The sequence below is a fragment of the Paenibacillus sp. 2TAB19 genome (assembly GCF_052115185.1).
In the GTDB taxonomy this organism is placed as follows: domain Bacteria; phylum Bacillota; class Bacilli; order Paenibacillales; family Paenibacillaceae; genus Pristimantibacillus.
The window spans coordinates 1-1,656 of sequence record NZ_JBFRGE010000196.1 but is presented as its reverse complement, the minus strand read 5'-3'; the positions used below and the strand labels follow the sequence as shown (position 1 = coordinate 1,656).

Genomic DNA, 1,656 nt, shown 5'->3' with positions numbered 1-1,656 from the left:
ATATAGGCGTCTGACCTCTTCTACGTTGCATAAAAAATCCCCTCCACTGGTTMTGCTTCTAGCTTACACTGTTAAGTGGGCTAGTCTCAAATCCAATTTCGGGGCTTAAGAGAAACAAGTGCATCGAATCCGATCTCATGAGGTCGGACTTTCCTTGGTGGAGATGGAGCTAATTGTACGTGATAGTATATGAAATTTATAATAGCGAGGTTACCAACTTCACCTCCGGAAAGCGGCTATCCGGCCCTTTCATTAAGATTCCGCCTTGATTTTTTAGATACATATCGAAGAAATCCAGCATGTGGGCATTGATAACGGAGTTCGCTCTTTCGGGCGCAATCTTTCCTGAAATGCCCAGCATTTTGAAAATCGGAGAAATGAACTGTACATCGGTAAAATTCAAATGCTCCGTATTGTCGATATAGAGGACTTGTCCCCCTTCGTCGGCCGTTCCGCGCATCCGTTCAAGCTCCATCCTTTTATCTTCCGTTACTTGATCCTCCCACTCTCTCGTTGATCCCATACGGTTAAGCTCTGCATCCGTGTAGACCCGGTTATCCATCACCATTTTTAATTTTTCGAAATAACTTTCCGAGTTGATGAACAAAAACGGCTTTCGCAGACCCTCTCTGTCACRCAGTCGATAAAGCCCTCCATCTAAGTCTATTCCAACCGCGATTCGCGGATCATAAGAAGCGTCATAGGCCGTCGCTCCGCCGATGGAATGACCGAACGCCCCGACATGACCGAGATCAATCCTCCCTTTTAGATGACTTGGAATCTGCCCCGATTGGATGAGCTCGAATTGGTCCAGTATAAACGCTACATCGCCGGTTAAAACTTTTCCTAACTCGTCTCGATTTCCTCTACTCGTCCGGTAATCATGGTCTGGCGAAAATAAATCATTGGTTGTGCTGGTCGTGATTCGACCGTCCGGAAACTCGGTTGCAAATGTATTGTAGGTGTGGTCGATCACTGCCACGATATATCCGTGACTCGCGAGATTTTCAGCTTGCGACGTGTGGAGGAACCTAGAAGAGCCGTTGCCGGGATTCGCAAGGATCAGCGGGTATGAAGTCTGTGCCGAAGAGACTTCGGCCCCCGAATAAGTGTGACTGGATACGTACTTCAGGTGTTGAAAAGTAAACCCGGGAAGGCCATATTCCGCGGCCATATAACGCAAAATCTGGGTATCGGGAATAATGAGAGCGCGCTTGCCGGTGCGCGCTTGAGCCGGGTACCAAACTTGAACCATCAGTTCTCTCTTGCCATCTCTGGCTTCGCCGTAAGTTTCTTTCCTCTTTGTATCCACGAAATGAAAAGTTTGCGTTCCTACCTTAAATTCACCTGTCGGTTCAGGTAGTTTAAATACAGGAAAAGCATACATGAGAGCCGCTGTTACAACCAGCATTATCGCTATAGTGATATAAGCTGAACCCAACATGAATCGCGGAATTTTTTTGAGGTAGGTTTTTTTAAAAAAGCTATAACCTGAAATAGCTAAATAAATGATCGTTATGCCATATAGGAAAAATAGCTGAACTCTGTTTCCTTCTACCGTCCAATGAATGACTAGTAAAAGTGTGGCAATTCCGCTTGCAACGAATACTGGAATTTTACGCCGTCCTTTTTTTAATAGGATGGTTAACGCAAACA

General features: G+C 45.6%; 1 protein-coding gene. It reads right to left on the bottom strand.

Going from position 1 to position 1,656, the window contains the following annotated elements:
* Window positions 1-196: 196 nt before the first annotated feature.
* Window positions 197-1,656 (bottom strand): alpha/beta hydrolase family protein (locus tag AB4Z33_RS30930; protein ID WP_442053573.1); only part of this gene is annotated, 1,460 nt, incomplete at its 5' end.